The organism is Romboutsia sp., assembly GCF_051659545.1.
Classification (GTDB): Bacteria; Bacillota; Clostridia; order Peptostreptococcales; family Peptostreptococcaceae; genus JBOFOR01.
Genome location: NZ_JBOFOR010000156.1, coordinates 13211 through 38028 on the forward strand (window position 1 = coordinate 13211; position 24818 = coordinate 38028).

At 29.3% G+C, this 24818-nt stretch carries 23 protein-coding genes and 1 pseudogene; 3 read left to right on the top strand and 21 right to left on the bottom strand.

Going from position 1 to position 24818, the window contains the following annotated elements; all coding sequences use genetic code 11:
• Positions 1-152 precede the first annotated feature (152 nt).
• The 4 genes from licT to deoC form a co-directional block, all read right to left on the bottom strand.
• Positions 153-995, bottom strand: coding sequence for a BglG family transcription antiterminator LicT (gene licT, locus ACRC03_RS08690; RefSeq protein ID WP_438652172.1), 843 nt, complete (start codon positions 993-995; stop codon positions 153-155).
• Positions 996-1243: 248 nt separating this feature from the next.
• Positions 1244-3211, bottom strand: a complete 1968-nt coding sequence (locus ACRC03_RS08695) for a fructose-1,6-bisphosphatase (protein WP_438652173.1) — start codon at positions 3209-3211, stop codon at positions 1244-1246.
• Positions 3212-3396: 185 nt separating this feature from the next.
• Complete coding sequence (nifJ, locus tag ACRC03_RS08700; protein ID WP_438652174.1) at positions 3397-6939, bottom strand: pyruvate:ferredoxin (flavodoxin) oxidoreductase; 3543 nt, start codon at positions 6937-6939, stop codon at positions 3397-3399.
• Between the two features lie 290 nt (positions 6940-7229).
• Positions 7230-7904 carry a deoxyribose-phosphate aldolase gene (gene deoC, locus ACRC03_RS08705; protein ID WP_438652175.1) on the bottom strand — a complete coding sequence of 225 codons (675 nt, stop codon included), beginning with the start codon at positions 7902-7904 and terminating at the stop codon, positions 7230-7232.
• 421 nt (positions 7905-8325) lie between these two features.
• Between deoC and ACRC03_RS08710 the strand changes: the two genes are divergently transcribed.
• Positions 8326-8706, top strand: a complete 381-nt coding sequence (locus tag ACRC03_RS08710; RefSeq protein WP_438652176.1) for a winged helix-turn-helix transcriptional regulator — start codon at positions 8326-8328, stop codon at positions 8704-8706.
• 67 nt (positions 8707-8773) lie between these two features.
• Here ACRC03_RS08710 and ACRC03_RS08715 read toward each other — a convergent pair whose 3' ends face one another.
• From ACRC03_RS08715 to ACRC03_RS08750, 8 genes are all read right to left on the bottom strand, one after another.
• Positions 8774-9700, bottom strand: a complete 927-nt coding sequence (locus tag ACRC03_RS08715; RefSeq protein WP_438652177.1) for a polysaccharide deacetylase family protein — start codon at positions 9698-9700, stop codon at positions 8774-8776.
• 241 nt (positions 9701-9941) lie between these two features.
• Positions 9942-10511 (bottom strand): phosphate propanoyltransferase, encoded by a 570-nt coding sequence (pduL, locus tag ACRC03_RS08720; RefSeq protein ID WP_438652178.1) that lies wholly within the window; start codon positions 10509-10511, stop codon positions 9942-9944.
• A gap of 250 nt (positions 10512-10761) precedes the next feature.
• Positions 10762-12021: a 3-phosphoshikimate 1-carboxyvinyltransferase gene (gene aroA / locus ACRC03_RS08725; protein WP_438652179.1), complete on the bottom strand. Its 1260-nt coding sequence runs from the start codon at positions 12019-12021 to the stop codon at positions 10762-10764.
• Positions 12014-13111 (bottom strand): 3-dehydroquinate synthase, encoded by a 1098-nt coding sequence (aroB, locus tag ACRC03_RS08730; protein WP_438652180.1) that lies wholly within the window; start codon positions 13109-13111, stop codon positions 12014-12016. The genes aroA and aroB overlap by 8 nt, the downstream gene beginning before the upstream one ends.
• Positions 13099-14268, bottom strand: coding sequence for a chorismate synthase (aroC, locus tag ACRC03_RS08735; RefSeq protein ID WP_438652181.1), 1170 nt, complete (start codon positions 14266-14268; stop codon positions 13099-13101). The genes aroB and aroC overlap by 13 nt, the downstream gene beginning before the upstream one ends.
• Positions 14269-14301: 33 nt before the next feature.
• A complete protein-coding gene (locus tag ACRC03_RS08740) occupies positions 14302-14895 on the bottom strand; it encodes a flavodoxin family protein (protein WP_438652182.1) in 594 nt (197 codons plus the stop codon).
• Positions 14896-14908: 13 nt separating this feature from the next.
• Positions 14909-16666 carry a SpoIIE family protein phosphatase gene (locus ACRC03_RS08745; protein WP_438652183.1) on the bottom strand — a complete coding sequence of 586 codons (1758 nt, stop codon included), beginning with the start codon at positions 16664-16666 and terminating at the stop codon, positions 14909-14911.
• Positions 16667-16690: 24 nt separating this feature from the next.
• Positions 16691-17164 (bottom strand): hypothetical protein, encoded by a 474-nt coding sequence (locus tag ACRC03_RS08750; protein ID WP_438652184.1) that lies wholly within the window; start codon positions 17162-17164, stop codon positions 16691-16693.
• Between the two features lie 117 nt (positions 17165-17281).
• On the opposite strand from ACRC03_RS08750, the gene ACRC03_RS08755 reads away from it, so the two are divergent.
• Positions 17282-17755, top strand: a complete 474-nt coding sequence (locus ACRC03_RS08755) for a hypothetical protein (protein ID WP_438652185.1) — start codon at positions 17282-17284, stop codon at positions 17753-17755.
• Between the two features lie 69 nt (positions 17756-17824).
• Here ACRC03_RS08755 and ACRC03_RS08760 read toward each other — a convergent pair whose 3' ends face one another.
• From ACRC03_RS08760 to hpt, 6 genes are all read right to left on the bottom strand, one after another.
• On the bottom strand, positions 17825-17995 hold the full coding sequence (locus ACRC03_RS08760; RefSeq protein ID WP_438652186.1) for a hypothetical protein: 171 nt from the start codon (positions 17993-17995) through the stop codon (positions 17825-17827).
• A gap of 143 nt (positions 17996-18138) precedes the next feature.
• Positions 18139-18354 (bottom strand): small, acid-soluble spore protein, alpha/beta type, encoded by a 216-nt coding sequence (locus ACRC03_RS08765; RefSeq protein WP_438652187.1) that lies wholly within the window; start codon positions 18352-18354, stop codon positions 18139-18141.
• A 104-nt stretch (positions 18355-18458) separates the two neighbouring features.
• Positions 18459-19685: an NAD(P)/FAD-dependent oxidoreductase gene (locus ACRC03_RS08770; RefSeq protein ID WP_438652188.1), complete on the bottom strand. Its 1227-nt coding sequence runs from the start codon at positions 19683-19685 to the stop codon at positions 18459-18461.
• Between the two features lie 26 nt (positions 19686-19711).
• A complete protein-coding gene (locus tag ACRC03_RS08775; protein WP_438652189.1) occupies positions 19712-20605 on the bottom strand; it encodes a phosphatase PAP2 family protein in 894 nt (297 codons plus the stop codon).
• Between the two features lie 188 nt (positions 20606-20793).
• A complete protein-coding gene (locus ACRC03_RS08780; RefSeq protein ID WP_438652190.1) occupies positions 20794-21174 on the bottom strand; it encodes a desulfoferrodoxin family protein in 381 nt (126 codons plus the stop codon).
• Positions 21175-21327: 153 nt separating this feature from the next.
• Entirely contained in the window at positions 21328-21846 is a 519-nt protein-coding gene (gene hpt, locus ACRC03_RS08785) for a hypoxanthine phosphoribosyltransferase (RefSeq protein ID WP_438652191.1), read from the bottom strand.
• Between the two features lie 235 nt (positions 21847-22081).
• Between hpt and ACRC03_RS08790 the strand changes: the two genes are divergently transcribed.
• Complete coding sequence (locus tag ACRC03_RS08790) at positions 22082-23155, top strand: pyridoxal phosphate-dependent aminotransferase (protein ID WP_438652192.1); 1074 nt, start codon at positions 22082-22084, stop codon at positions 23153-23155.
• A 65-nt stretch (positions 23156-23220) separates the two neighbouring features.
• Here ACRC03_RS08790 and lepB read toward each other — a convergent pair whose 3' ends face one another.
• The 3 genes and pseudogenes from lepB to ACRC03_RS08805 all read right to left on the bottom strand — a co-directional run.
• Positions 23221-23757 carry a signal peptidase I gene (gene lepB / locus ACRC03_RS08795; protein WP_438652193.1) on the bottom strand — a complete coding sequence of 179 codons (537 nt, stop codon included), beginning with the start codon at positions 23755-23757 and terminating at the stop codon, positions 23221-23223.
• Positions 23758-24044: 287 nt separating this feature from the next.
• Positions 24045-24434: a YkvA family protein gene (locus ACRC03_RS08800; RefSeq protein ID WP_438652194.1), complete on the bottom strand. Its 390-nt coding sequence runs from the start codon at positions 24432-24434 to the stop codon at positions 24045-24047.
• Between the two features lie 195 nt (positions 24435-24629).
• Positions 24630-24818 (bottom strand): annotated as a pseudogene (locus ACRC03_RS08805) (aspartate--ammonia ligase); the annotation flags it as partial.

The following is a 24818-nucleotide window of genomic DNA, read 5'->3' on the forward strand; positions in this document are numbered from 1 at the left end:
AATGTGTTATTTTAAATTTATGATATCTAAATTTGACTATATAAAAATATATAGTTTTACCCATTTAGTACCATAAATTTAATGGTTTACACTTTATAAACTTAAGTCTTGCCTGCTCAATCAGTAACAATCTTAATTGTTTAAAATTTTATTTAATTTTTAATTGTTGATGTTACCCTACTTATATGTAAAGTTAAGTAAAGTATTTCATCATCAGTTATTTTATAATCATAGTGTTCTTCTATAAATGTTTTTATTTTAATAGCACAGTTGTAAGCTTTTTCATATTGTATTTTTATTAAATGTATTAGTTCATTATCTTTATTTTCTACTTGCTCTTTTTCTATTAATCTTTTCGCAAAGAATTTAAGATGAGTAACTAATCTGTCATAATTAAATTCATCTTCCTCAAATTCTATTGAGTAGTAGTATCTTATTATGTTTAATATTTCTTTTACTATTTTTGTCATTAAAAAAGATTCATGAGTAGTTTCTTTATAATTTGCATTTACTATATGCATAGCTAAAAACCCCGCTTCATCTATAGGAAAGTTAGCATCAAATTCTTTGTTAAGATATTCTACTGCCCATTTTCCTACTTCAAATTCTTTTTTATGTATTCTCTTTATTTCGTATAATAAATCATTTTTTATATCTATATTTTCTCTATTTCTCTTAAGTGCAAAACTTATATGGTCTGTCAAGGAAGCATATATGTATTCATCTAATTCTACACCAAGTAGTTGTTCTCCATAAGAGATTATATCATTACTTGCTTTGAAGATTTTTTCATCTACTTCACTTGCTAATTTTCTAATTTTATTTGTGAAGTTTTCATCCTCTGTTATAAACTTCTTTTCTACCCTATCCCTATCTACATTTTGCCCTGGTTTTTTTTGGAATCCAATTCCTTTGCCAGTGAGTACTAGTTCTTTCTTGCTTTCTATATCTATAACCAATACTACATTGTTGTTATAAATTTTCTGAATAACCACAGCTTTTTACTCACCTCCCCAAAAAACATTTTTTAAGTAAAAAATACCTACATTAGGACACAACGAATAAGCTACGTCTTAACCTAGGTATTGCCTGCTTTATCAGTAACAATCCATCTTGTTATTTTAGTTAGAATTTATTTTTTTTTAAGTTTTTTATAAATAAATTTTATTATATTTGTCAGTTTCTGTCAAGTATTTTTGAAAATCATTTTCCCCGTTTCAAATAACAGTAGAGGTGCGTTTTTTTAATCTGGCATTTCTTTTATTAGACCTTTTTTATAAGCTCTAAGTAATAACTTTAAGTCTTCTATTTCTTCAGCCATTTTTTCACCTTTGTCTGTATCTCTAACTCTTTTTCTATTCACCTTATGTTCTACTACAACTGTAGTTGAAAGTATATCTTTTTCATTTGATATGGCATCTTCTGTAGAAGTAAATGGCTCATGGGATACAAGTTGTAAGCTATAAGAATTATATATAAGAGTATACCCTGCTATTCCTGTTTTATTTTGATAAGCTCTAGAAAATCCTCCATCAATTACTAGTATCTTACCATTTGCCTTTATAGGACTTTCTCCATTTTTGCTTTCTACAGGTACATGACCATTTATAATATGAGATTCTTCAATATCTAATCCAAACTCTTTGAACATAGCATTACATATTTTTTCTTCATCTCTTACTTTAAAATATAGATTTTTATGCTCTTTTTGAGTTTCTTTTTCTTCTATAAAGTATCTTTCAAAAGTTGTCATCTTGTCTTTTCCAAATAAAGATGAGCATTTTCCTGTCCATAAATACCACATAATGTCCATTCCATACTGCTTTTGCTCAATATTATCTTCAAAGAAGTATCCTTCTCTCGCTAAACACTCCATCTTGTCCATAAGACTTCTACCTTTGTATTCTTTTCCTTGAATTTTCATTGACATAAAACTTCCATCTTCATTTAAAGGAATACATCCGTGTATTAATAGATTCGAATTCGCTATTAAATAAATACTTCCTTTAGAAAATAAGAAGGAAGCGTGTTTTTGTAGTTTTTCACTATTTTTAAAAGATGAAACCAATTTTTCAACTACAATTTCTTCTTCTTTAGTCAATTGGTATGGATTTTCTTTATTTATTGTAGGTAAATAATTATCTTTTAGTTTGTAAGTCTTGTCTTTTAAAGTTATAGTTCCCTCATCATAGTTTATGTTGTCAAATAGCAATCTATGATTCATCTCAAATTCAGGCCTTCTATTTATGACTTCTCCTTCTAGCTTAAATTGAATTATACTTATTGCCTTGTGCATTTTTGCTATTAGAGATTTTTCTGTAGTTGAAACTTCTTGTCCATCTGTTTTCGGTATAAAAGCCTTACAAGAATCGTCTTTGTATACTTCCATTGCAAAGGTAGCTAAAGGAAGTAGGTTTATTCCATATATCTCTTCTACAATATCTAAGTTTGAGTATCTTGCTGATATTCTAAGGGCATTAGCTATACAAGTTTTCTCTCCTGTAGCCGCACCCATCCACAGAATATCATGGTTCCCCCATTGTATATCTACTGAGTGATAGTCCATAAGGGTATCAATAACTATATCAGGTCTTGGTCCTCTATCGTAAATATCTCCTATTATATGTAATCTATCTACTACTAGTTTTTGAATTACTTTTGATATTGCTATTACAAAGTCTTTGGCTCTATCTATTTCTATTATGGTTTCAACTATGCTTTTGTAGTACTCTTGTTTATGTTGGCTATCCATATTTTCGTGTAGTAATTCTTCTATTATATATCTAAAATTTTCTGGTAAAAGTTTTCTTACCTTTGAGCGAGTATATTTGCTTGATGCATACCTACATAGTTCTATTAGTCTATACATATTTATTCTGTAGAAATCATCCATTGATTCTTCTTCTTTTATTATTAGTTCTAGTTTTTGTTCTGGATAGTATACTAAAGTTGCTAAGGCCTTTTTGTCGCTTTCTCTCATAGTATTAGAAAACAATTCTTCTATTTTTCTTTTTACTACACCTGATCCGTTCTTTAGTACATGGACAAAGGGCTCATATTCTCCATGTATATCACTTATGAAATGTTCTGTTCCTTTTGGTAAATTAAGTATTGCTTCTAAATTTATTATTTCAGTACTTGCCTTTGATATGCTTGGATACTGTTTGGCTAATAATTTCAAGTACTTTAATTCTTCCTCTAACTTCTTCATTTCACCCCTCCAAACTTTCAATATATTTAAATTATACCATAATTAGTTAATATCATATCACCTTGACTTTTTTAACTATATGTCTATCCATATTTTTATCGTATTAATTCCTACATTATCCTATTTTCACCAATGTAAAAAGGGGTGAACCCTTAAGTTCACCCCTCTATTATACTATTTTAGGATTAGAATTGCTCAGCTAATCTCTTATAGTTGTGATATCTTTCATTAGCATTATCTTCAGCCATACCAAATAATTCATCAGCTATGTCTGGGAATTGCTTAGCTATTGCAGAGTATCTTACTTGTTTCAGTAAGAATTCTCTGAAGCTTTCTGTTGGTTCCTTAGAATCTAAAGTGAATGGGTTTTTACCTTCAGCTTTTACAGTTGGGTTGTATCTGTATAAATGCCAGTATCCAGCTTTAACAGCTTGCTCTATGTTAGCTTGAGCTCTTCCCATACCTTCTTTTAAACCATGAGATATACATGGAGAGTAAGCTATTATTAATGATGGTCCATCGTAGCTTTCAGCTTCTAATACAGCCTTCATTAATTGGTTCTTATCTGCACCCATACCTACTTGAGCAACATATACGTTTCCGTAGCTTATTGCCATCATACCTAAGTCTTTCTTCTTAGATCTCTTACCAGCTGCAGCGAACTTAGCCATTGCAGATACTGGTGTTGATTTAGAAGCTTGACCTCCTGTATTTGAGTAGATTTCTGTATCAAATACAAGTACATTTACATTTTCTCCACTTGCAAGAACGTGATCTAATCCACCGTATCCGATGTCATAAGCCCATCCATCTCCTCCAAGTATCCATTGAGATCTCTTAACTAGGTAATCTTTTCTAGCTATTATTTCATCAACTAATTTCTTGATTTGTGCATCTGGTATCATGTGAGCATTAGCTAATATTTCTTCTACTTTCGCAGAAGCAATTTTAGATGCTTCACCATCTTCCTTAGCCTCTAACCATGCAGTGAATGCTTCTCTAGATGCATCACATATATCCATAGCTAATAGAGTTTCCATATTCTCAGCTAATTTATCTCTCATTTGGTTAACAGCTAACATCATTCCATATCCATACTCTGCATTATCCTCGAATAATGAGTTTGCCCAAGATGGACCTTTTCCTTCATGGTTTATTGTGTATGGAGTAGCTGGAGCTGATCCTCCCCATATTGAAGAACATCCTGTAGCATTTGATATCATCATTCTGTCTCCAAATAATTGAGTTACTAACTTGATGTATGGAGTTTCTCCACATCCAGCACAAGCACCTGAGAATTCCATTAATGGTTGTCTGAACTGACTTCCTTTAACAGTGTTTACAGCCATTATGTCTTTCTTAGGAGCTACTTTAGTAGTATCAACTGCATATGCCCAGTTTTCTATTTCTACTTCTTGAGTTCCTATTGGTTCCATAACTAATGCTTTGTTCTTAGCTGGACATACATCAGCACAGTTTCCACATCCTGTACAGTCCATTGGACTTACTTGTATTCTATATTGTAAATCTTCAAATCCTTTACCTATAGCCTTCTTAGTTTTGAAGTTTTCAGGAGCATTTTGTACTTCTTCTTCACTTACTAATACTGGTCTTATACATGCATGAGGACATACATATGAACATTGATTACATTGTATACAGTTTTCAACTTTCCACTCTGGAACGTTTACTGCTATACCACGTTTTTCATATGCAGATGTTCCTGCAGGGAATGTACCATCTTCTATTCCATTGAATGCACTTACTGGAAGAGAATCTCCTTCTTGTGCGTTCATTGGTCTTAATATATTTTTGATGAAATCTGGTTCATCAGAATCTACAGCTGCTTCTAAAGCTTCTGCACTAGACCATTCAGCTGGAACAGTAACTTTTACTGAAGCATTTCTTCCTGCTTCAACTGCTTCGTAGTTCATGTTAACTATCTTTTCACCTTTATTACCATAAGCTTTAACTATAGAATCTTTTAAGTATCCTACAGCATCTTCTTCTGATATTATTTCAGCTAATTTGAAGAATGCAGATTGCATTATCATGTTTATTCTATTTCCAAGTCCTATTTCCTCTGCTATCTTAGTAGCATTTACAGTGTAGAACTTGATTTCATTTTCAGCTATATATTTTTTCATCTTAGCTGGTAAGTGTGCTTCTAATTCAGCTTCATTCCATATTGTATTTAATACAAATGTTCCGCCTTTTTTAAGACCTTTTAATAAATCATATTGGTGTACATATGATTGGTTGTGACAAGCTATATAATCCGCTTCATCTATTAAGTATGTAGCTCTTATTGGCTTATCTCCAAATCTTAAGTGAGATATTGTTATACCACCAGATTTTTTAGAATCATATGCAAAGTAAGCTTGAGCATATTTTTCTGTATGGTCTCCTATTATTTTTATAGCTTGTTTGTTAGCTCCAACAGTACCGTCAGATCCTAATCCCCAGAACTTACATCTTACAGTTCCTTTGTCAGCTATTTTTAGAGGAGCAGCAGGAGTTAATGATGTATTAGTAACGTCATCTACTATACCTAATGTAAATCCATTTCTTGGAGCTTCACTACTTAAGTTTTCAAATACAGTCATTATATCTGAAGGAGTAACATCCTTAGAACCTAATCCGTATCTTCCACCTATTATCATTGGAGCACTTTCTTCTTCAAAATATGCACTACGAACATCTAAGTATAACGGTTCACCAATAGAACCTGGCTCCTTAGTTCTATCAAGTACACATATTCTCTTTGCTGAAGCTGGTATTGCTTCTAATAAATGCTTTGTTGAGAATGGTCTGTATAAGTGAACTTTTACTAAACCAAAACTTCCACCATTAGCATTTACATGATCTATAGTTTCTTCTATTACTTCTGTAACAGATCCCATAGCTATAACTATGTTTTTAGCATTTTCTGCTCCATAGTAATCAAATAAGCTATGACGTCTTCCAGTTAATTCACTCATTTGAGCCATGTACTTCTCAACTATTCCTACTATATCATTGTAGTATTTGTTAGAAGCTTCTCTAGTTTGGAAATATATATCTGGATTTTGAGCTGTACCACGAGTAACCGGGTGATTTGGAGATAAAGCATTATCTCTAAACGCTTGAACAGCTTCCATATTTAATAATTTTGCATAATCTTCATTTTCTAATAATTCAACTTTTTGTATTTCATGAGATGTTCTAAATCCATCAAAGAAATGTATAAAAGGTAATTTACCTTCGATTGCTGCTAAGTGAGCAACTGGTGCTATATCAGCAACTTCTTGAACTGAACCAGAAGCTAATAATACACATCCTGTTTGACGAGCACTCATAACATCTTGATGATCTCCGAATATTGATAATGCTTGAGATGCAAGAGCACGAGCACTTACGTGGAATACTCCTGGAAGTAATTCTCCTGCAACCTTATACATGTTTGGTATCATTAATAATAAACCTTGTGATGCTGTAAATGTTGAAGTTAATGCTCCACCTTGTAATGAACCATGGAATGCTCCAGCAGCTCCTGCTTCTGATTGCATTTCTACAACTTTAACTTTTTGCCCAAAGATATTTTTTCTTCCTTGAGCTGCCCATTCATCAACTGCCTCAGCCATGTTAGATGATGGTGTTATTGGATATATAGCTGCTACGTCTGTAAATGAATACGCAACGTGAGCTGCAGCTGTATTTCCATCAACTGTTTTCATAATTTTAGCCATAAGTGTATCCTCCTCATAAATTACTTCTATGTACTTTTATTGTTAAATGATTAGTGGTTCCGTACTTTAGATACAATGTACACAAAAATACAAAGACCCCCTTAACCTTATCATAACTCTATAATAAGATTCTTTACTTGCAATATAAACTCCTTCTTTTTTTTCTATTTTTTGACATAAATCACTTAATTAAGTCATATAAGAAAACTAGTTTATATTGTTAATGCTTTATTATATATTCATTTATATACCCACAATTTTATAAGTTAAATCATTAAAGTTAATTTTTATTAATAACCACCTGTAGCTGCATCATCCCCACTTACTATGGCTATAGATGCACTTGCTCCTATTCTAGTCGCTCCCGCATCTATTACTGCTACTGCATCTTTGTCATTTCTAACTCCACCAGAAGCTTTAACTCCTATACTTTCTCCAACAGTTTCTCTCATAAGTTTTATATCACTCGGAGTAGATCCACCTGTCCCAAATCCCGTAGAAGTTTTAACATAGTCAGTGCCCGCTTTAACAGCTAGTTCACATGCTATTTTCTTTTCTTCGTCAGTTAAGTAACAAGTTTCGATAATAACTTTTACTAAAGCTTTTTTATCTGCTGCATCAACTACTGCTTTTATATCTCTTTCTACTAAATCGTAGTTTTTGTCTTTTAGTGCTCCTATGTTTATTACCATATCTACTTCGTCTGCACCTTTAGATATTGCATCTCTAGTCTCAAAAGCTTTCACTTCTGGAGTATTCGCTCCTAGAGGGAATCCTATAACTGTACAAACTTTTACATTACTGCCTTCTAATTCCTGTTTAACCAGTTCTACGTGAGTTGGGTTTATACATACTGAAAAGAATTCATATTCTTTTGCTTCGTTACATATTTTAATAACTTCTTCTCTCGTAGCTATTGCTTTTAGTACTGTATGGTCTATCATATTAGCTATTTTATTTTTCATTTTAATTTTCTCCTTTTTCTACATTAGTTTGTATATTATTTCATATAAATGTTAACATATTATGAAAACTATATAAACTTATTTTTTCCTGTAGAATGGTTAAAATTCATACTTTTATAATTTTATTACTTTGTCATTGTGGGTAGCTATTATTTATTTTTTCTTACATATTAATGATATATCTAAAGGTTTTCTTAAGCAAGTAGGCACTTTATTTATATGTAGGCACTTTTTTTATAGTTAGTATACTCTAGGATACTGTACTATTTTCATATATAAGATACTTTCATTGTTTATATTTATGATATAATAGTAAAAAAAGCTGAACTAATTATATATATATATATTTAAGTAAATTTTTATAAGTATTAATATATATTAATTATGCTTAGCCACAGGAATCTGAACGTGAGGTGTCTATATGGATAAACTAATTACTTCTCATCATAAATGTCATATGAGTCATAGTTGTTCAAAATATGAAACATGTCCAATGACTTTATTTCATAAATTAGTTTCTGGTAAATGGAAAATCTTAATACTATGGTATTTAAGCAGTGGCAGTCTTAGGTTTAGTGAAATTAAAAGAAAACTACCTGATGTAACTCAAAAAATGCTTACCAATCAACTTAGAAGTTTAGAAGAAGACGCACTAGTTAGTAGAGAAATTTTCCCTGTTATTCCACCTAAGGTAGAATATAGTTTAACTGAAATGGGGGGGAAAATGATTCCATTATTAGAGCAAATGTATAATTATGGAGTAGAATATAGCGAATCCACTAGTAAAGCTAGTGCTGAATAATAGGTAATGAAAAAAGATTGCTTAAAATTATTTTAAGCAATCTTTTTTCATTTAAGTATATAGCATACTATACTAATGTTTTAAAAGCGTATCCATTATCTTTATAATATTGTATTATTTGAGGTAAAGCTTTAGCTGTTTCTTCTTTTCCATAAGTGTCGTGCATTAATAAAACTACCATTTCTTTATCTTTCGAAGTTTTTATAGCATACTGAACTAATTCACTTGCCGTTTTCTTTTTGCCTTCTGCATCTGCAATTAAGGCATTCCAGTCAATAGATGCCATATTATTTTCACTCATATAATTATCTAGCACGTCCATTCCCTTCCATGACATATGACCGCCCGGACATCTTAATACTCTTGTAGAAAAATATGGCCCTAAAATTTCTTTTAATAATTCATCCATTTTTTTTGAATCACTTGTGAAGTTTTCAATATTTAAAGTTCTGTTTGGATATAAATATTTATAATCATGAGAGTAGGAATGATTTGCTATTGCATTTCCTTCATCAAAAGCTCTTTTGACAAGTTCTTTTGACTTTTCTCCTCCATTTTTTATATTTTCACCCATTACAAAGAATGTTGCTTTTACGTCATTCTCTTTTAATACATCTAATATTTTAGGCGTTACTCTAGTAGATGAACCATCATCAAAAGTTAAGAACACTACTTTTTCACCATTATTTGAGTAATCATACTTTTTAAGTTTTTCTGCTACTTTAGAAGCATCATAAGAATATTGTTTTGCTTCATGGTTAACTCCTACCATTTTTTTCTTAGCTTCTTCTTCTTCTTTACGTTTTTTTTCTTGTGCTAATCTCTGTGCTTCAGCTTTTTGTTGTAATACTATTTTCTCTTCTCTTTTATCTTCTATATAAGAAGTTGTTGCATTAACAATTTTTATACCTCCAACAGCTATGCACAACATAAATACTACTACTAGAGAAAATTTCTTTTTATTAATTCTTTTTTTATTGGTTCTTTTGGTCATAATGTCAGCCCCCATCATACTATAATTTTTTGTCGTTTTAAAATACATTATTTGTAATTTTAAATTGCATTATAATATATAGACGATATTGTAATCAAAAAAGTTTCAATAAAATCTAACTTTTTTATTTTGAAACAGTTAGATTTTTATATTAATTTAGATAAACCATATTTAAGCACAAAAAAGTTGCTTCTAAAATGATTTTAAAATCACTTTGAAGCAACTATTATATCTATAATAATTATTCAGCTATTAATTCTACTTCTTCACCATTTCTTACACCTGCAGCGTTTCCTTCTTCAACGTCAACGTGCATTTCTAATGCGAAGTTTTGGTGAGCTCTTACTAATACATTTTCAAATACTACAGCTCTTGGTCCAAAAGTTTTTACTTTTACTATTTGCTTGTCAGCAACACCAAATTTAGCTGCATCATCTAAACTCATATGTATATGTCTAGATGCTACTATAACACCTTCTGCTAATTCTACTTCTCCAGCTGGTCCTACTATTTTAATTCCTGGAGTTCCAGCTATATCTCCTGATTCTTTTATTGGAGCTTTTACACCTAAAGCAAATCCATCTGCTAAAGATATTTCAACTTGTGTATTAGGTCTAGCTGGTCCTAAAACTCTAACACCCTTTATAGTTCCTTTTGGTCCTACTAAATCAACTTTTTCATCACAAGCAAATTGTCCCGGTTGAGATAATGGCTTGAAGTGAGTTAACTCATGTCCTGCTCCAAATAATACCTCTATGTCAGCTTGACTTAAATGAATGTGTCTGTTAGATAATGCTATTGGTAATTTCATAAAAAAATCCCTCCTAATGTTTTGTATACATGATACAATTATACATAATATTCGTTATAAAATCAAATAATTTTAATAATATACATAAAATTATACGATTCTATAAATTTTACCTTTTCTTAAGTATATTTCTACCTAATTCATAAAACTCCTTCAACACTATTTTAGTAATTCTTATTTAACTTTTAACTTTATTATCTACCTTTTTCTCTCATTTATTTATAAATAACAACTAAATATTTAATCAATATTATAGTTGTAAATTTTTAAGCAATTCAAAGTAGCCTGGGAATGATATATCTACACACTCTTTATTATCTAATTTTACATTTCCATCACTTATTAAATCTGCAATAGAAAATGCCATTGCTATTCTATGATCTTTGAAAGTTTGAATATTAGCTCCTCTTAATGTGCTCTTACCTCTTATAACCATCCCATCTTCTAATTCTTCTATATAAGCCCCCATTAATCTTAAATTATCTACTACTGCTTTTATTCTATTACTTTCTTTTACCTTTAATTCTTTTGCATCTTTTATTGTAGTAGTTCCTTCTGCTTGAGTTGCAAGAATTGCGATTGCAGGAATTTCATCTATTAATCTTGGCATTATAGACTTATCTATTGTAGTAGCATATAGGTTAGGGCTGTATCTTACAAGTAAGTCTCCTACCACTTCTCCTCCAACTAATCTTTTGTTTAATACTTCTATATATCCATTCATAGCTTTTACTACATCTAATATTCCAGTTCTAGTTTCATTTAAGCCTACATTTTTAATTACTACTTCTGACCCTTTAGTTATAAGTGCTCCAACTATTATAAATGCTGCTGAAGATATATCTCCTGGAACATATATATTTTGGCTATATAATTCATCTACTGGATTTATATTTATTTTTAATCCATCTACATTTATGTCTGCTCCAAAAGACTTAAGCATTATTTCTGTATGATTTCTACTTTTAACCTTTTCTTCTATTGTACTCATTCCATTACCATATAAACTTGCTAATATTAAAGCTGATTTTACTTGAGCTGAAGAAACAGACATTTTATAATCTATAGGCTTTAAATTTCCTCCGTTAATTTTTATAGGAGTGTAATTTGCATCCTCATTACCTTCTATTCTACATCCCATAAGTTGAAGAGGGTTTGTAACTCTTTTCATTGGTCTTTTTGCTATCGATTCATCACCTATTAATGTTGCTTCAAAATTGTTACCTGCTAAAATTCCCATTATTAGTCTTATTGTAGTTCCTGAATTACCTACATCTAATATATCTTGTGGTTTTTTTAACCCGTATAATCCATTACCTTTTACAAATACGTCTCCATTATCTATTTGTATATCTACTCCCATTTTCCTAAAACAAGAAATAGTACTTAAACAATCTTGCCCCATTAAAAAATTACTTATTTTGTTACGCCCTTTTGATATTGACGAAAACATTATGGCTCTATGAGATATCGATTTATCCCCTATAAGTTCGAAACTTCCTCTAAGCATTCTGACACCCCTTTATTATATTTAATAACTCATCATCTTCTACGTTGTTTACTACTTCTACTTTTCCTAAACCTACTGGAAGAATTAAATTAATTTTTCCAAAACTATTCTTCTTATCACTTCTCATTAAATTTAAAACTTTGTTTTCTACTTTTTCTTTTGTTTCATAGTCATCTTCTATTGATAACACAAAATTTAAAGGCAAATTGTATTTTTCGCAAACCATTAAAAATTTATTATAATATTCCTCAGTAACAAATCCTTTTGATAAAGATAACTTAAATGCCATATTCATGCCTATACTCACTGCACATCCATGACTAATACCACAAAGTTTTTCTACTCCATGGCCAAAAGTATGACCAAAGTTTAGAATTTTTCTAAGGCCACCTTCTTTTTCATCCTTATCAACTACTTCTGCCTTTATATTTGCACATTTATTTACTATATAATATAAGTTTTCACTTTCTCTATCTAAAATATCTTCACTGTTCTCGATTAAATAGTCTAAGAAATCATAATCGTAGATTAGACTATACTTTATTACCTCTGCCATCCCACCTATAAATTCTTCTTCTGGAAGTGTTTTTAAAGCTTTTACATTTATGTAAGTAAGTCTTGGTTGATAAAATGATCCTATAATATTCTTTACCTTCCCTAAGTTGATACCACATTTTCCACCTATAGATGAATCTACTTGGGCAAGTAAACTTGTAGGTACCTGTACTACATCTATACCTCTCATATATGTAGATGCTATAAATCCAGCTAAGTCACCAACTACTCCACCACCTAAGGCTATTATTAATGATTTTCTCGATAAATTTATTCTTACACAAAACTTCATTATTTGTTCGTATACTTCTATAGTTTTTGATTCTTCTCCTACTGGCACTATGTATTCATAGATAGACTTAGCTTTTATATTTTCAGTAAACTTATGTAATTGGTTACTGTATACATTTTGGTCTGTAATTATAAGCACCTCATCGTACATACTATTTATATCTACATTACCTAAAGCTTCTCCAAAATTTTTATAATTATTTGCTATTACTATATTACAAGTTTTGTTTACTATCTTTTCCATCCTCTATCACCTAACCTTTTTAGATATGAATTATAATTAGTTTTTAGGTCCTCTAAATTATCTCCACCTATTTTATCTAAGAAGTATTTACAAACTACAAATGCTACTACATTTTCACATACTACACTGCAAGCTGGAACTGCACAGTTATCAGATCTTTCTATACTAGCTTGATAGCTTTCTAGAGAATTTACATCTATTGAATTGAGTGGTTTGTATAGTGTTGGAATTGGCTTCATTGCACATCTTATAATTATTTCTTCTCCTGTAGTCATTCCACCTTCTATTCCACCTAATCTGTTTGTACTTCTTTTGATTCCATTTTCTTCATTGTAGTAAATTTCATCCATAACTAAAGAACCTGGAGATTTTGCTACTTCAAATCCTATACCTATTTCTACTCCTTTTATAGCCTGAATACTCATTAAGTGCATTGCTAGTTCTGCATCTATTTTTTTATCAAATTGAGTATAAGAGCCTAAGCCTGGAATAAGATTTTTTACTCTTATTTCAACTATTCCACCTAGTGTATCTCCTTCTTTTTTTACTTTATCTATTTCTTTTATAATTTCTTTTTCTAAATCTTTGTTTACACATCTAACTTCACTATCTTCTACCTTATTTTTTATGTATTCAAATTCATATAGGTTGTTATCTTTGCTACTTCCTATTTGTATAACATGAGATGCAAAATCTATCTCAAAGTTTTTAAGAACTTGTTTGCATATTGCTCCTACTGCTACTCTACTTGCAGTTTCTCTAGCACTAGATCTTTCAAGTACATTTCTTGCATCTTCAAAATCGTACTTTAAGCAACCTACTAAATCCGCGTGTCCTGGCCTTACATTGCTTACTTTTTTAGTTTCAAAGTCTACATTTTCCATCGGAGCCATATATCTAGTCCAGTTCCCATAGTCCTTGTTTTTTATTTCTATAGATATAGGTCCTCCCAACGTGACTTTTCCTCTTACTCCACCTAATAAGTTCACCTTATCTTTTTCAATTTTCATTCTTCCACCACGACCATAGCCGCCTTGTCTTTTACTTAACTCATGATTTATTTCATCTATGTTTAATTCAATATTTGATGGAATTCCATCTAAAATTGATATTAAACTTTGACCATGAGACTCTCCACTAGTTAAATATCTTAACATCTATATCCCTCCTTATATAATTTAAGAGCCTGTTTAATCAAGCTCTTTTATGTCCTTTATATATTCTTGTATATTCTCAGTAAATGTCTTTTTAAATACTTCATTTTCTTCAAAACTAACTTTATCTGTATTATTTAATTGTATATTATATAATAATTTATTGTTTACACTTTTAAAGAAAAAGTCCATTACTATGTCACCCCCAGAGTATTGTCCCTCATAAGCAGGTGCTCCTCCAACGGCAATGTACATTCCTATACGTTTTTTATTTCTATCTATTGAAGAATTATTTAATATATACTTGCTAGCATATATCGCTTGAGTTCTATCTACTACAGTTTTAACCTTTGCTGAGATACAATTGAAGTGTACTGGGCTTATTACTATGACACCTTTAGCCTTATCAAACATTTCATACATAGGTGCCATATCATCTTTAAATTTACAGTATCCTGTTTTATCACAAAAACCACAAGCTGTACAATACTCAATATTCATATCATATATATTAAAAACTTTACTACTTATGTTATTTTGTTCTAAGTTTTTTTCTATTTCTTTGGAAATATTGTAACAGTTTTTTTCTTTTCTTGCACTTCCATTTATTATTAAAATTTTTGGATACATTATAGCTTCCCCCCTACTTACTTTTTAACATTACAGCTAATATATCATCCTCATATTGTTCTTTCTCTGTAAATTCTTTTAGTTCTATTTTTAAGTTTTCTATTATAGATTCTTTTGTAAGTCGATAATTGCTTTTTATAAAGTTTTCTAATCTCTTTGTTCCATATTCTTCTCTATTTTTATTTTTAACTTCTAATATACCGTCTGTATACATAAATACCATCGGACATTCATTTATATTAATAGTAATATCTTCATAGTCTGAATCTCTCATAATACCTACAGGCAGACCTTTTATATTTATCAAACTTGAGTCTATTTCACCACTTTTATTTATTATTATTGGGTTGTAGTGACCTGCATTAGATATTGTAAGTTCATTATTAGTTATATTTATTTTACCTACTATGCCCGTAGTAAACACACCCATTTTATCAAAATCATCGTATAGCATTTGATTTAGATTAGTTATAATTTCACTCGGTTTATCGTATTGATTTACTAAAACTTTAAATGCTCCTTTTATCATTGCAACCACATAGTTTGACACTATACCATGTCCCATAACATCAGCTACTATATAGACTACGTTCTCTTCATCAACCTTTACAGCATGGTAGAAGTCTCCTCCTACTACTCTTGCTGGCTTATGGTATGCTCCTAGTTCTTTAGATTTTTTCCATTCCATATTACTTCCATCCATTATGAGTTTCTGCTGTTGATTTAATATGTTAAGCTCATTAGCTAGGACTTTATGCTTAACATTCATTACGTTGTATTCATATAATTGCATAGCCACCGAAACTTGTTTTGCCAATATACTCATTATATTCAAATCATCTTCTGTATAGTTTTGACTATTTGCACATGCTATACAACCTATAATTTCATCTTTATCCTTTAGTTTATAGTATATATACTTTTCTATTTCCCTTATTTCTTTATCCTCAATATGATTAAAATAAGCTCCCATAGGTTCTTTTGCTAATATAGTTTTTATCATCGGATATATTTTAGTTTGATTTTTAGCTTCACTACTATAAAAGTTAAATACCTTATTTTCAAGTTTATTTATAAATATTATAGATTCTTTGCTGTTTGTTATATCGCAAGCTTGCTTACTTAAATGCTCTAAGAACTCTTTTATATTTTTATTTAAATATAGCTTTTGAGTAGCTTCATTTATAGATGCTATTCCACCTCTTAATTTATGAACTAGCATTTGAGTATTATTATTTTTTAAGGATATATCTATAGATAAACTTATCAGCGAAGAAACAGATGATATAAAATCAATGTCTTCTTCATTTAAGTGGTCCTCTGAAGTTAAAAAGCACGTCATAAATCCAACTACATTATTATTTATTACTAGAGGAAATACAATTCGTCCTATATATCCTTCTTTTTCAGCTAAATCTCTTTCATCTATTGCTCTTTCATCTTCAAAAACATTTTTTACATATACTATCTTTTTTTCTTTTACTGCTTCATGTATATATTTAGGATATGTTCCAAAATCGATTTTTACACCTCTAACATTATTTATGGGCAATATATTCGGTATTGTTTCTAAAGTCTGCGAACATACTAAATAGGCATGTTCATAATTATTTTTGTAAAATAAATTAACACATGCCTTAGCTGGATGAACTACTTCAAGCATTTTTTCTATTATCTTGTCTTTTATGTTAAAGAAATCTAATGATTGAGTTACTAGTGCTGATATTTCTACTAAGTTTTTCATTTTATAGGTATTATTTTTTACATTCATTTGATTCCCCCATAATTATCTAGTTTATTTAATATTACTATATATGTCTTTTATAGTAAACAAAAAAACAAGGACAAAGCTAGTTACTATAATCCAATTAAACTTAGTAATTAAGCCTATTACTAGAAGTATTATCAAAGCATTTATACATGATTTTCCTCTTTCACTTAACATATTAATACTAGGTAATTCTATATTGTTTTTTAAGTTGTCTATACTTTCTAGTACTTGTTTTTCTAATTTTATTTTATATATTACGTAAGCTAATTCTACTAAAAATGTACCTATTCCAAAAATAGCATTTATATTAAATGCCAATATAAGTACCATTACACCTAGTATTAGTTTTATTAATTTAAAAAATACGCTATCTATCTTTAATGTTATATTTCTTATTTCCTTGCATTCCTCTCTTAAAGTATAGTCTCCACTGGACATACCATTCATTTTTGTCTTTACTATTTCTGAATAAAATAGCTTAATTATACCATTTATCATGATTTTCCTCCTAATTTACATTTATTTCTAATTTTTACAATTATAATATTTTTTATACTTGTTAATACTATAATATATACAAAATGTTTTCTACATGTAGATAAAGGAGTGTTTTTTATGCATATCGAACAACTAGATTTGGAAACACGAAGTAAAATATACAACCATACAAAGAAGGTACTTAGAAAATATCAAAAAGGAATTGTAACTGGTAAGTTAACAGCAGATAAATTTGCTGATAATATTTTATCCAATGGTTCAATTGATGGTATCTTAGACGAAGAGATTTTAAATGAACAAGATTTTAAGTTATCCTACATAAGCTATATAGAGACTTTAATTAACATTCAAAATGAAAATCTAGCAAATAGCAAAAAGAAGAAAAACAAATTGATTCCCGATAAGCCGAGCATAACTCAAAGACTTCAACTTAAAAATTTGTTAAGCTCTACTGGATATGATTTAACTATCCCTCTAGAATATTTAAATGCTGATGATGTAAATAATATTATGGATTACATCTCTACTAATTCTATAGCTCTAGGAAATGAAAGAATTTATAATTATGTACACAAATCAACTCCTATATAAAATTTAATTACGAAACATAAAAAAAAGAAGTCATAAGACTTCTTTTTTTATGTTTCGTGCTATAGGTATTTATCCTAATGCTTTTTCTAATTTTGATAGGTATTGTATTGGATAGTATTTTAATAACTCTCTAAATTCATTTACTGATAAACCTTCTGTAGTAGTGTAAATACGTATTTTTTCATCTAAGTCCGCATTTATGAATTTAGTTTTAACTTCCTCAAAGTCTATAGTTGACATTTATACATCACTCCTTATGTAATAATTTCTTCTCTATTTTATCCATAGATAAGAATTTTATTACTTTATTGCTAAATTTATAATAAAAATAGCCCTATAGATAAACTATAGGACTATGATATTATAAACAATTCTCTATTTAATTATTGTTGTTGTTTTCCTGCCATTTGTTGCTCAGCCATTTCAACTAATTTCTTAGTCATGTATCCACCTACATAACCATTTTCTCTTGCAGTAAGGTTTCCTTTGTCTACTTGTTGATAGTTAGACATACCAAGTTCACTAGCTATTTCTAATTTCATTTGATTTAAAGCTTGTTTTGCTCCTGGTACAACTTTAGGATTATTATTGTTTGACATTGTAGATTACCTTCTTTCATATTAATTTTGTTGCTTGATAGTATTATATGAATTTAAAGTTTTTTAATTCTGGTAATTTCTGCACTCTGTCTTTTATATTAAGTTTAACAATAGTATCCTGCTAAGTATCCTGTGGAAAATGCTATTTGTAGATTAAATCCACCTGTATAAGCATCTACATCTATCACTTCTCCAGCAAAGAATAATCCTTCTACTAATTTTGATTCCATTGTACTAGCATTTATCTCATTTACTTTTATTCCACCTGAAGTTATTATAGCTTCGTCTATAGGTCTATATCTTTTTACTGTAAAAGTTAAGTTCTTTAATAGATGAACCAAATGTTTTCTTTGTTCTCTAGAAATTTGATGTACTACAGTATCTTTATCTATTTGTGTTAATTCTAATATTACTGGTATAAGTTTTTGAGGTAATAAATCATCTAGTGCCTTTTCAAACTTTTTATTAGTGTATTTTTGAAAATCTTTTTGAACTCTTTTATCTAATTTTTCTTCATCTAATGCTGGTTTTAAATCTACAACTATTTTATAATTTTCTTTGGTAGTATCTTTCATTCTACAACTAGCAGATTTTATAGTTGGCCCATCTAATCCATACTTTGTAAATTCAAGTTCCCCAAAGTCATCATATATTTTTTTGTTTTTGCTATTATAAACTGATATCCCTATATTTCTAAGTGATAGTTTTTCTAGTTCTTTCACAAATTTCTCTTGTACTTCTATACCTATTAATGCCGGCTTAGTGTCCGTTATTTTATGTCCTTGAGCTTTTGCAAATTTGTATCCATCTCCAGTTGATCCCGTTAGTGGATAGCTAAGCCCTCCAGTTGCAACTATTATAGCATCACATTTTATTTCTTTTTTATCATTTAAAACTACTTTTTCTACTTTATTGTCTTTAGCTACTATTTTATCTACTTTTGCATTAAGTATTAACTTTACTTTTTGCTTTTTTATCATTTTTTCTAAAGCATTTACTACATCATGAGCCTTGTCACTTTGAGGAAAAACTCTTTTTCCTCTTTCAACTTTAGTTTCTACTCCAAGTTTATTGAACATATCTATAACATCATCATTAGTAAAACTATAAAATGCACTGTATAAAAATTTACCGTTTGTTGGTACATTTTCTATTAATTCTTCTATATCACAGGCATTCGTTATGTTACATCTACCTTTTCCTGTTATTAATAATTTTCTACCGACTCTATGATTTTTTTCTAATAAAGTTACATCTAGTCCTCTATTCGCTGCAACTGCCGCTGCCATCATACCTGCAGCTCCTGCTCCTATTACTACTACTTTTTTCAAATTGTCACCTCTAATTTACGCTTATTTTAATTTAATTTTAATAACTTAAATAATGCTGGTGCCCCTGCTACAGCATAGAATACTATTACTGTGTATCTTATATATGTAAATACTACAGTTGAAGGCATTATATATTTTAAACCTAAGTATACTAATCCTAAGGTTACAATACCTACTATAAATCTATATAAATTTCTTTTAAAGTTGTTTTTATTGTTATTTTTGTTGCCAAAATTTATTCTCCCTTTATTATTCTTGCCCGTATTAAATTGTATAAACTTATCTTCTACTATGTACCCAAGAATAAACCCCGTAAATAATCCAAGCATTTTCACATATTCAGTACTATTAAGTAAAAATATTAACCCTCCAGCTGGTATTAACATTAGAATTAATATATGGTAACTTTTGTTTTCGTCTACTATATCAAATATTTTGGCAAATATTAAAGTGAATACTATTCCAAAAACCCATCCACATAATACATCTACTGGCCAATGGACACCTAAATATAGTCTAGATATTCCTACACCCAAAAATATTATTGTTCCAAATACATATATCCAAGATTTTTTAAATATTATCATAAGACTTACCCAAAAAGTTGTAGCTACTTGAGTATGAGCACTTGGGAAGGAATATCCTGTAGCTGTAGATACTCTCATAGGTTTTAATCCTTCTACTCCTATAGGTCTTGGCGCTTTAAAAAATTCTTTGACACCGTTGTTAATTAGTATGTTTCCAACTAATCCGAATAATAGTTTTTGACCATATTTTTTATTTATACACCAATACATAATTGCTATAAATAACACCACTACTGGTAGTTCTGTGCTTATTGTAAGCCCTAAGAAAATCATATCTAAAATTGGATTTCTTACACCTTGAAGAAATTGCAATATACTTATCTCAATATCCATTCTTCACCCTCCTATATATTGTTAAGTCCCTTCTATGCCATTATACCTAATTTATATAGATAAATATATTATATTTTTACATATTATTCGTTTTTAGATACTTATTTTGCAAATTTTATGCTTTTTTATTTTGCAAACAAAAAAGAAGCTGCACTAATTAAAATCCTGCAGCTTCTTTATATTATAATCTATAATTCAACTTTCCATAAACCATGAAGGTTGCAATATGCATATACTTCTAATACTTTGTCATCTGAGCTGATTTTAAAATCAACTACCGGGCTACTTCCTACTTCTAAAGTTTTTCTTTGAGCTCCTTTTTCAGTAGAGATATAAACCCAATCTATGTAATGTTCATTTTCCATTGGATGTAATATACTTCCTACTTCAACATGAATATTTTCTCCATCTATTGTTACAGTTGGAATATGCTTTTCAGTTGATGCCTCAGTTGTATTTGCTACAAGTTCATTCATAACTTTACCACAGCAAGAAATTTTAGGACCGTTGTGTTTAATCATTCCTACCAAATTTCCACAAGTAGCACAAACATAAAATTTTTTATTCATAATAATCACTCCCCATAAATAATTTTTGAATCTATCTGATTTTACTTCGATGTAACCCTTAATATAAAAATACAAAATAAAAGTGAGATAGATGATAATCTATCTCACTTTTATTTTATCAATAACATATCTTAATGTCAATTATTAACATTTTTATTCTGATACTATACCTATATAAGGTAAGTTTCTATATTTTTCAGCCCAGTCTATTCCGTATCCTACGATAAATTTATCTTCTATCACAAATCCTACATAATCTACTGGTATATTAGCTGTTCTTCTCTGAGGTTTATCTAATAAAGTACATAATTTTAAAGATTTAGGATTTCTAGTATTAAGTGCTGCTACTAAGTTACTTAAAGTTAATCCTGAATCTATTATATCTTCTACTATTAATACATTTTTGCCTTCTATATTAACATCTAAATCCTTTAATATTTTTACCACACCTGAGCTTTCAGTTCCACTTCCATAACTTGAAACACTCATAAAATCTATGTTTACATCTAGATCTATTTTTCTTATTAAGTCAGAAACAAAAACACTAGCTCCCTTAAGTATTCCTACTACTAATAATTCTTCTCCTGCAAAATCTTTTTCTATCTGTTTAGCTAATTCAGATACTTTAGCTGCTATTTGCTCTTCAGATAACATTACATCTATTTTAGACATGGTTACTCTCCTTTTTCACGTATATTATACTAATACATTATAGCATAACATTCTATGTAATAGAATATTTTTACATATATTTATTTTATAATTCGTATTTATGTCTACTTTCTTCCAAAACACGTAGTATTAATCTTATTATTATCGTATTACATACTTTTAATGTAATTTGGCATATATATTTTTTTGTACTATAATTTAAATATACATATAATATATTTGGAGGTGTGTTATTATGAGTGTAAATCACGGTGCAAATTTATATGATTTATCTAGCAAATACGGTTTTTCAAAACAAGATTTTATGGACTTTAGTTCTAATATAAATCCCTTTGGTACCTCAAATCTTGCTAAACAATATCTTATAGATAATCTTGATATGGTGTCTATGTATCCAGACCCTCATTATGTTAATTTAAAAAGATCTATTTCTAATTACTGCAACTGCTTAGCTGAAAATATAGTATTAGGCAGTGGTGCTACAGAGTTAATTTCTTCTTTCATCGAAACTATTGTGCCTAAACATGCTTTGCTAGTTTCTCCTGCTTATTCTGAATATGAAAAAGAGTTAGCTAAAAATAATTGTAATATAACCAAATATTTTGCTAAAAAAGAAAATAATTTTAAAATTAATATAGGTGAACTTATTAATACAATATCTAAGGATAAATATGATTTAGTAATAATCTGTAATCCTAGTAATCCTACTGGTTTTGCTTTTAATAAATTAGAAATCGAAAAAATACTTAAGAGCACTACTTCTTTTGTAATGATAGATGAAACCTACATAGAGTTTACAGATATTAATGAATTTTCTTCTACTTCATTAGTCGATACCTATAAGAATTTATTTGTTATAAGAGGTACTTCTAAATTTTTCTCTACTCCTGGAATAAGATTAGGTTATGGTCTTATTAGTAATGAAAATATTCAAGATAAAATAAATTCTAATTTAAACTTATGGAATATAAATATTTTCGCTTCTATGATGGGGGAAATTATGTTTTCTGATAAAGATTTTGTAAATACTACAGTTGACCTTATGCTTAAAGAAAGAGACTTTTTAACTAAGGCCTTGAAAAATCTAGAAGGCTTAAAAGTTTATGAAAGTAAGGGTAACTTCATACTCTGCGAAATCATTTCAAAAAATATGACTGCAAATGAACTTAGAGAAAAATTGATTCCTAATAAAATTATTATTAGAGATTGCGTTTCTTTTGACGGACTGGATGTATTTTTCTTCAGAGTTTGTATATTAAAACCTGAAGAAAATAGGTTATTAATGGATAGTTTAAATAAAATATTTTAAATATATAAGGAAGCTGGAAACTTATTAATTCTTAATAATTTACAACTTCCTTTTTATTTTAATTACTATTCTATTTTCCCAAATTTACTAAAAGGCAAGGTTCTAAATGATATTTTTCCTATTATATTATCAATTGACACCATTCCTACATGAGAATCTCTACTATCAAGGCTATTAAATCTATTGTCACCCATAACAAATATGTGATTTTCTTCAACTACATTATCAATTTTACCCATAGTATATGCGCCCTCTATATAGTCTTCATTTAAAATTTTTCCATTTACATATACTTCTCCATTTCTAATTTGTATATGTTCTTTAGGTAGTCCAATTACTCTTTTTACTAGACGTTTTGGTTTGTTGTTTTCTTCATCTATTAGATGCGATTGAAATACTACTATGTCTCCTCGACTTGGTATTTTATTATTGTAGGCTATTTTATTTATTATTAGAGAATCTTCATTTTCCAAGGTTGGATACATCGACTGTCCACTTACTTTTGTTGGTTGAGCTACCTGAAGTATTATTACAGACATAATTATTGCAATAACGACGCTTTTTAGTAAATCTAAGATTAAATCTTTTATTTTTTCTAACATAGCTTCTCCTTGCTACTTGCTTTTTTATAAATCTATCCATAAATTACAATCAATATACCTATTCTTATAAAACTATATAATCCATATTTTAATTTGTATAATTCTTTCCATTTAGTATTTCTACTTCTTATATTTATTTAATATTATCATTGATGTATAAACCTTATCATTTTATTAAATATGATAAGGTTTATACATCAATAAATATATTATTTTTAAAATAAACCTTATCATTTCACTCAAAATGATAAGGTTTATTTTACTTCTACTTAAATTCAGTTACTCTGCTACTCTTTGTCATCATATATTTTAAAATCTACATCTTCAATTACATTGGGATCTTTATCATCTTTAACAAGCTTCTTATACTTTTCTACTTCTTCACTTACTATACCTAAACTCCACACTATTACAAAAATATCATCTATAAACCCAAACAATCCAGTAATCATCTCTGGAATAAAATCTATACCTGATACCATGTATATAATGGCAGTTCCCAAAGCAAACATCACCCTAAACTTACTTATAACATTTACCCTTCTATCAGTAAAGAAATCCGGTAATTTAAATATATTTATAAAGAAAAGTAAACCAAACTTAGCATCCCTAAATCTGCCCAAAACTCTTTTTAAACTATCTAATAACTTATCTACAACCTTCATTGTATTATCCATTATGTCACCCCATATTCTTTATCCTAGTCTATTAATACTATTATAACCTACGGGGCACTTTTATAAAATATTTTTTAACGGTATCATATTATTTTAGTTATAGAGCGAAGAGGGGTGTTGTATGTAAGTTGCACCGACCTTGCAGCTAGCCTGCTGGAAGGAAAACTTACATACAACACCCCTCGAGCGGACTATCTAAAGTAAATGTACTCCTGCCGTACTACATTCTTCAACCATAGTTTGAGGCCACACTCCAACTTGAACTTCACCTATATGTGCTTTGTTTAAGAAGTACATACAAATTCTAGATTGACCTATACCTCCACCTATTGTGTATGGTAACTCTCCATTTAATAAAGCCTTGTGATAATCTAATTCTCTTCT

What these genes read in the sequence shown, in the direction of transcription:
- hpt (WP_438652191.1), bottom strand. Translation starts at nt 21,846, where the DNA reads ATGTCTAAAATAGATGTAATGTTATCTGAAGAGCAAATAGCAGCTAAA.
- ACRC03_RS08755 (WP_438652185.1), top strand. Translation starts at nt 17,282, where the DNA reads ATGCATATCGAACAACTAGATTTGGAAACACGAAGTAAAATATACAAC.
- ACRC03_RS08715 (WP_438652177.1), bottom strand. Translation starts at nt 9,700, where the DNA reads ATGACCAAAAGAACCAATAAAAAAAGAATTAATAAAAAGAAATTTTCT.
- ACRC03_RS08750 (WP_438652184.1), bottom strand. Translation starts at nt 17,164, where the DNA reads ATGATAAATGGTATAATTAAGCTATTTTATTCAGAAATAGTAAAGACA.
- ACRC03_RS08740 (WP_438652182.1), bottom strand. Translation starts at nt 14,895, where the DNA reads ATGTATCCAAAAATTTTAATAATAAATGGAAGTGCAAGAAAAGAAAAA.
- ACRC03_RS08775 (WP_438652189.1), bottom strand. Translation starts at nt 20,605, where the DNA reads ATGGATATTGAGATAAGTATATTGCAATTTCTTCAAGGTGTAAGAAAT.
- aroA (WP_438652179.1), bottom strand. Translation starts at nt 12,021, where the DNA reads ATGCTTAGAGGAAGTTTCGAACTTATAGGGGATAAATCGATATCTCAT.
- ACRC03_RS08695 (WP_438652173.1), bottom strand. Translation starts at nt 3,211, where the DNA reads ATGAAGAAGTTAGAGGAAGAATTAAAGTACTTGAAATTATTAGCCAAA.
- ACRC03_RS08765 (WP_438652187.1), bottom strand. Translation starts at nt 18,354, where the DNA reads ATGTCAAACAATAATAATCCTAAAGTTGTACCAGGAGCAAAACAAGCT.
- ACRC03_RS08780 (WP_438652190.1), bottom strand. Translation starts at nt 21,174, where the DNA reads ATGAATAAAAAATTTTATGTTTGTGCTACTTGTGGAAATTTGGTAGGA.
- lepB (WP_438652193.1), bottom strand. Translation starts at nt 23,757, where the DNA reads ATGTTAGAAAAAATAAAAGATTTAATCTTAGATTTACTAAAAAGCGTC.
- aroC (WP_438652181.1), bottom strand. Translation starts at nt 14,268, where the DNA reads ATGTTAAGATATTTAACTAGTGGAGAGTCTCATGGTCAAAGTTTAATA.
- ACRC03_RS08760 (WP_438652186.1), bottom strand. Translation starts at nt 17,995, where the DNA reads ATGTCAACTATAGACTTTGAGGAAGTTAAAACTAAATTCATAAATGCG.
- ACRC03_RS08790 (WP_438652192.1), top strand. Translation starts at nt 22,082, where the DNA reads ATGAGTGTAAATCACGGTGCAAATTTATATGATTTATCTAGCAAATAC.
- pduL (WP_438652178.1), bottom strand. Translation starts at nt 10,511, where the DNA reads ATGAAATTACCAATAGCATTATCTAACAGACACATTCATTTAAGTCAA.
- nifJ (WP_438652174.1), bottom strand. Translation starts at nt 6,939, where the DNA reads ATGGCTAAAATTATGAAAACAGTTGATGGAAATACAGCTGCAGCTCAC.
- aroB (WP_438652180.1), bottom strand. Translation starts at nt 13,111, where the DNA reads ATGGAAAAGATAGTAAACAAAACTTGTAATATAGTAATAGCAAATAAT.
- deoC (WP_438652175.1), bottom strand. Translation starts at nt 7,904, where the DNA reads ATGAAAAATAAAATAGCTAATATGATAGACCATACAGTACTAAAAGCA.
- ACRC03_RS08800 (WP_438652194.1), bottom strand. Translation starts at nt 24,434, where the DNA reads ATGGATAATACAATGAAGGTTGTAGATAAGTTATTAGATAGTTTAAAA.
- ACRC03_RS08710 (WP_438652176.1), top strand. Translation starts at nt 8,326, where the DNA reads ATGGATAAACTAATTACTTCTCATCATAAATGTCATATGAGTCATAGT.
- ACRC03_RS08745 (WP_438652183.1), bottom strand. Translation starts at nt 16,666, where the DNA reads ATGAATGTAAAAAATAATACCTATAAAATGAAAAACTTAGTAGAAATA.